The organism is Kluyvera intermedia, assembly GCF_021440345.1.
Taxonomy (GTDB): Bacteria; Pseudomonadota; Gammaproteobacteria; order Enterobacterales; family Enterobacteriaceae; genus Kluyvera; species Kluyvera intermedia_A.
The window spans coordinates 24,405-30,778 of record NZ_JAKCNS010000037.1; the positions used below are offsets into that span (position 1 = coordinate 24,405).

Annotated in this window: 6 protein-coding genes; all 6 read left to right on the top strand. The window is 36.9% G+C overall.

Annotated features, from left to right (window positions below; translation table 11 throughout):
* Positions 1–65 precede the first annotated feature (65 nt).
* Entirely contained in the window at positions 66–959 is an 894-nt protein-coding gene (galF, locus tag LZ634_RS11395) for a UTP--glucose-1-phosphate uridylyltransferase GalF (RefSeq protein ID WP_234505029.1), read from the top strand.
* A gap of 745 nt (positions 960–1,704) precedes the next feature.
* A complete protein-coding gene (rfbD, locus tag LZ634_RS11400; RefSeq protein WP_234505030.1) occupies positions 1,705–2,595 on the top strand; it encodes a dTDP-4-dehydrorhamnose reductase in 891 nt (296 codons plus the stop codon).
* Between the two features lie 55 nt (positions 2,596–2,650).
* Positions 2,651–3,529 carry a glucose-1-phosphate thymidylyltransferase RfbA gene (gene rfbA, locus LZ634_RS11405; protein WP_234505031.1) on the top strand — a complete coding sequence of 293 codons (879 nt, stop codon included), beginning with the start codon at positions 2,651–2,653 and terminating at the stop codon, positions 3,527–3,529.
* A gap of 3 nt (positions 3,530–3,532) precedes the next feature.
* Positions 3,533–4,087, top strand: a complete 555-nt coding sequence (gene rfbC, locus LZ634_RS11410) for a dTDP-4-dehydrorhamnose 3,5-epimerase (protein WP_234505032.1) — start codon at positions 3,533–3,535, stop codon at positions 4,085–4,087.
* On the top strand, positions 4,084–5,217 hold the full coding sequence (rffA, locus tag LZ634_RS11415) for a dTDP-4-amino-4,6-dideoxygalactose transaminase (protein ID WP_234505033.1): 1,134 nt from the start codon (positions 4,084–4,086) through the stop codon (positions 5,215–5,217). The genes rfbC and rffA overlap by 4 nt, the downstream gene beginning before the upstream one ends.
* Before the next feature lie 3 nt (positions 5,218–5,220).
* Positions 5,221–6,374: oligosaccharide flippase family protein (locus LZ634_RS11420; protein WP_234505035.1), on the top strand; the 1,154-nt coding region annotated here is incomplete at its 3' end.

Below are 6,374 nucleotides of genomic sequence, written 5' to 3' on the forward strand. Positions count from 1 at the left end.
ACTAACACAGATCGTTGTGGTCTGAACAGCTATACTTTTCCAACTGATTAAAAGTGGACATTACCATGGTTAATTTGAAAGCAGTCATTCCGGTAGCAGGCTTGGGTATGTATATGTTGCCCGCCACGAAAGCCATCCCAAAAGAGATGCTACCGATCGTCGATAAGCCGATGATTCAATACATCGTCGATGAAATCGTCGCTGCAGGGATCAAAGAAATCGTCCTGGTCACCCACGCATCCAAAAATGCAGTGGAAAACCACTTCGACACCTCCTATGAGCTGGAAGCCCTGCTGGAGCAGCGTGTTAAGCGCCAACTGCTGGCTGAGGTTCAGTCGATTTGCCCTCCTGGCGTTACGATTATGAACGTCCGCCAGGCACAGCCACTGGGCCTGGGCCACTCTATTCTTTGCGCACACCCGATTGTGGGAAATAATCCATTTGTGGTGGTGCTGCCGGATATTATCCTCGATAACGCCTCCGCCGACCCGCTGCGCTATAATCTTGCGGCGATGGTTGCACGCTTTAATGAAACCGGGCGTAGTCAGGTATTGGCGAAACATATGCCGGGTGATCTGTCTGATTACTCCGTCATCAAAACCAAAGATCCATTAGATAGCGAAGGTAAAGTCAGCCGTATCGTTGATTTTATTGAAAAACCGGATCAGCCGCAGACGCTGGAATCTGACCTGATGGCCGTAGGGCGCTATGTTCTGTCTGCAGATATCTGGGATGAACTGGCTAAAACGGTGCCTGGTGCATGGGGTCGTATCCAACTGACCGATGCCATCGCAGAGCTGGCGAAGAAACAGTCGGTTGATGCCATGTTGATGACCGGTGACAGCTATGACTGTGGTAAAAAACTTGGCTATATGCAGGCATTTGTACAGTACGGACTGCGCAACCTGAAAGAAGGTGCTAAGTTCCGGAAGAGTATTGAGAAACTACTGACCGAATAATGGTTTTTGGATCTAAAGCATAAGTTAAAACAGTGGCAGTGAGTATCATCGTAAGCAGTTAACGTACGGGGAGATACTTACTGCCATTTGTGTTTTTAGCATTAGTGCATAGTTATTTAGTTTTTTCCCCGACCTATGAATACTGCGATTGAGAATCAGTGCACTGGTAGCTGTTGAGCCAGGGGCGGTAGCGTGTCTAAAACAATAAAATATTCCAATTCAAATAAATTGGCCTAAGTCTTGTTTACAAACCTAAAAAATATTCAGATTGAAGAGAATTATATCGGTTTATCCGATTTGTCTGACATGTGTTGATAATAAGATGGAATTAAACCAGTAGGTAATAAATTTCTCAAGGGTTAGCACATGAATTGTGTTTGTTTTATACAGAAAATTTCCTTTGCGAGTGTCATGAGTAAATAATTCTATCTATTACAAATTATATCAACGAATTGAAATGACGGTATGTTCGTTGGAAAGATTTCTCATATTAAAGAGTTTTCAGACTGATTAAAAACGGTAAGTAACTTTTCGAACATCATACGCACTTGAGTCAATTATTTATGCAAGTAACTATGTTTTTATCATTGTCGATATGAAAATACACTTTAAACTAAATGTTGACTTGAGTTTTTAATAAAAAAGGTTGAACTCTATAGGTTAATGGGGAACTACTTTAAGAAGTAGTTGATAATAAATTTCGCTATCAGTTATGGCGCGAGCAGAACGGTGATAATAGACACTAATGAATATTTTACTTTTTGGTAAAACCGGACAAGTTGGCTGGGAACTGCAACGCTCGCTTGCACCTCTGGGGAATGTAATTGCCGTTGATATTCACTCTACGGATTATTGCGGTGATTTTAGCAATCCCGAGGGGATCGCTAAAACTGTGCAGCAGATTAAACCGGACATAATAGTGAATGCTGCAGCACATACTGCGGTTGACAAGGCTGAATCGGAGCCAGAATTTGCTCAACTTCTCAACTCAATAAGCGTTGAAGCTATAGCAAAAGAAGCTGAGAAGGTAGGTGCATGGTTCATTCATTATTCTACAGATTATGTGTTCCCAGGGACTGGATCTACTCCGTGGGTTGAGACAGATATACCGAATCCCTTAAATGTTTATGGGCGAAGTAAGTTAGATGGCGAGATAGCGATACGCAAATATTGCTCAAAGCATCTCATTTTTCGAACCAGTTGGGTGTTTGCGGCAAAAGGGAATAATTTTGCAAAGACAATGTTACGGCTAGCAAAAGAGCGGGATTCATTATCTGTTATTAATGATCAGTACGGTGCTCCTACTGGTGCTGAATTGTTAGCAGATTGCACTGCGCATGCTATACGTGTTGCCATTCAAACCCCTGCTGTTGCGGGTCTATATCATTTGGTTGCCAATGGAGTCACAACTTGGCATGATTATGCTGCTTTTGTATTTAACAAGGCACGTGAAGAAGGTGCAACACTTGCACTAACATCTCTGAATGCAGTATCAACATCGACATATCCTACACCAGCCAAACGTCCTGAAAACTCCCGGCTAAATACATATAAGTTTCAGCGAACATTTGGACTGACTCTACCTGGGTGGCAATTTGGTGTAGAGAGAATGCTTGAAGAGTTACTTATGAAATAATCATCCCCGCCATATTTAATTAACTTGTAAATAAAGTTTTGTCTGAGAAAAAATAATGAAAAAACGCAAAGGAATTATACTCGCAGGTGGATCAGGAACACGCCTTTACCCAGTGACTATGGCAGTCAGTAAGCAATTATTGCCAATATATGATAAACCTATGATTTATTATCCGTTGTCAACACTGATGCTCGCTGGTATTCGTGATATTCTCGTGATTAGTACTCCACAGGATACGCCGCGTTTTGAACAATTGCTGGGTGATGGAAGCCAATGGGGGTTGAATCTCCAGTATAAAGTTCAGCTAAATCCTGATGGATTAGCGCAAGCTTTCATTATCGGTGCAGATTTCATTGGCGACGATGATTGCGCATTAGTATTAGGTGATAATATTTTTTACGGACATGATCTACCTAAACTAATGGCTAATGCTGTCAATCAAGAAAGTGGTTCTACGGTATTTGCATATCATGTAAACGATCCTGAGCGTTACGGAGTGGTTGAGTTTGATAAGAATGGCAGGGCGATTAGTCTAGAAGAAAAACCAATCGAACCTAAAAGCAATTATGCGGTAACAGGACTCTATTTTTACGATAATGATGTTATATCTATTGCTAAAAGTTTAACTCCTTCTCCTCGTGGAGAATTAGAAATTACAGATATTAATCGAATTTATCTTGAACGAGGTAAATTATCTGTCGCTATGATGGGGCGGGGTTATGCATGGTTAGATACTGGCACCCATCAAAGTTTAATTGAAGCAAGTAACTTTATCGCAACAATAGAAGAGCGTCAGGGATTAAAGGTGTCTTGCCCTGAGGAAATAGCTTACAGGAAAGGTTTCATAGATGCACAACAAATACGGAAACTAGCATCACCATTATCAAAAAATGCATATGGGAAGTATTTATTGAAGATGATAAATGGATATTAGTCAATGAAATATATAACTACCAAAATTCCTGGCCTAATCATTCTTGAACCAAAAGTTTATGCTGATGAAAGAGGTTTTTTCATGGAAAGTTTTAATCAACGGGATTTTGAAACCGCAGTTGGTCATCCTGTTGACTTTGTACAGGATAATCACTCAAAATCAGTAAAAAATGTATTAAGAGGAATGCATTACCAAAATGAACCTCATTCTCAGGGGAAGTTGGTTAGATGTATAGTTGGTGAAGTATATGATGTGGCTGTCGATATCAGAAGGTCATCACCTACTTTTGGACAATGGCTTGGGGTAATATTATCAGCTGAAAATAAGCGGCAATTATGGATCCCTTCTGGATTTGCTCATGGCTTTTTAGTTAAAAGCGAAATAGCTGAATTTACTTACAAAACAACAAATTATTATGAACCCAGATCAGAATCTGCAATAGCATGGAATGATCCTGACTTATCAATCAATTGGCCTGCTAATGAAAGAGAATTAATTTTATCAGGAAAAGATAAATTAGCGAACTCATTCCAAAATATAATTAAGGCTATAAAATGATCCCTTTTAATAAACCATATGTTTCAGGCGTAGAGTTGGAATATATTTCAGATGCAGTTAAACGAGGGAAAATATCTGGAGATGGATATTATACTAAGAAATGCAGTGAATATATTGAAAGAAAATATGGCTTTGAAAAGGTATTGCTAACGACATCATGTACTGATGCGTTAGAAATGGCAGCAATATTATTAGATATTAAGCCTGGAGATGAGGTAATATCTCCCTCTTATACGTTTGTATCAACTGTAAATGCTTTTGCTCTAAGAGGGGCTAAAATACGATTTGTAGATAGTTGCGATGAACATCCAAATATATCATGCGAAGAAATTGAACGAAACATAACAAACAAAACAAGAGCGATTGTTATTGTTCATTATGCTGGGGTTGCATGTGACATGGACAAAATATGTGCCATTGCGAATAAATATAACATCCCATTAGTTGAGGATGCAGCCCAGGCAATTGATTCTTATTATAATGAGAAACCACTTGGGTCATTTGGAACTATGGCAGCTTTCTCATTCCATGAAACAAAAAATATTATTTGTGGTGAAGGCGGTATGCTTGTAGTAAATGATCGCACTATTATTAATAGGGCTGAAATAATCAGAGAGAAAGGTACTAACCGAACATCTTTCTTTCGTGGTGAAATCAATAAATATGGTTGGGTAGATATAGGGTCATCATTCTTACCATCAGAATTAAACGCAGCTTATTTATACGGGCAGTTGGAGAATTTGGAAAATATTCAATCAAAAAGAAAAATTCTTTGGAATGAGTATTATGCGGCATTAAAAAAATTAGAAGATAAAAAATTAATAAAATGCCCTATATTTTATAAATATTCAACTAACAATGCTCATATGTTTTATATAGTATGTAGGAGCATACAAGAGCGGTCCGCACTCATTTCTTTTTTGAAAGATAAAGGAATTCAATCGGTTTTCCACTATCTATCACTTCATAAAAGCGACTTTTATTTACGGGATAACAAACTAGTTAATTTACCAAATTGTGATATGTTTCAAGATAAGTTACTAAGGCTACCACTTTATTATGAACTGACAATTGAACAGGTAACATACATATGTTCAAGTATATTTGATTTTTATAAATATGTTGAATAAAAAATGAAAATTAATTCAAGTGTTTTAACGTTGTGCTATATCTATATAGGCAGGGTTTATTCAGCAATAATAGCAGTTTTACTTATCCCTTATTTTATTAAGCTGCTAGGTAGAGAAGCGTATGGACTTATTGGTTATTTTATTGTTCTACAGGCATGTCTGAGTATTTTTGATGTTGGCATTGGTGGTGTTCTTACTCGACAAGCAATTATAAGTGTCAATAGCAAAAAAAATTTTGATGCTTTCATTAAATTATTTTATAAAGCAGTTCTATTCTTCATTTCTATATCTGGATTGATATTTATAGCAGGTTATTTGAGTTCAGATATATTTGTTGATTTTTTGAATACAAAAATACCTTCATCAATTATTTCCGAATCCATATTTTTAATGCTTTCTATTTTTTCAGTGAGATATATCCAAGGGCCATTTCGTAGCATTTTACTGGCAGCTGAAAAGCAAATATTATTAACATCATTAAATGTTCTTTATGTGACAATTTCTCAGATTTTTGTGTATATATTATTATTTGAGCATAATAATATTATTTACTATTTTAAATTACAGTTGTTAGCTTCAATTATAAATACAGTTTTAATCATTTTTTTTGGGTTCATAGTTCTTTACTCTATGCAAAAAGAGAGTGGAAAAGCATGTGCTAATGATGAGCATGTTAGTACTGGTAGTTTTCGGTCAATGCTTTTTTTTGCTACCCAATTGTCGGTTTTGTCTATATTATGGGTGATGGTAAATCAATCAGATAAGGTTGTGTTAGCAAAATACTTACCTCTAAATGAGTATGCGAGCTATTCTATTGCTATTTCATTTGTTGGTATGCTCTCAGTTTTTGGGGACCCTTTAAATCAATACCTACAGCCAAAGTTAACATCACTGTTTTATAAAAAAAAATATCTGGAATATACAAGTATCTTTAATAAATGCTTAGACTTCTCTTTTTTAATAACTATCCCGTTATCTTTATTTTTGGTGTTTTTCTCAGACAAGTTGATTTATATATGGACGCAGAATTATTCACTAGCTTATCAAATATCTAAGTATCTTCCATGGCTATTTATAGGTGGTGTTTTTTCATTTTACTCTAATTTTGTGTTCCTTCTTTTGTATAGTGTTGGAAGGCTTAAATATCACACAATAGT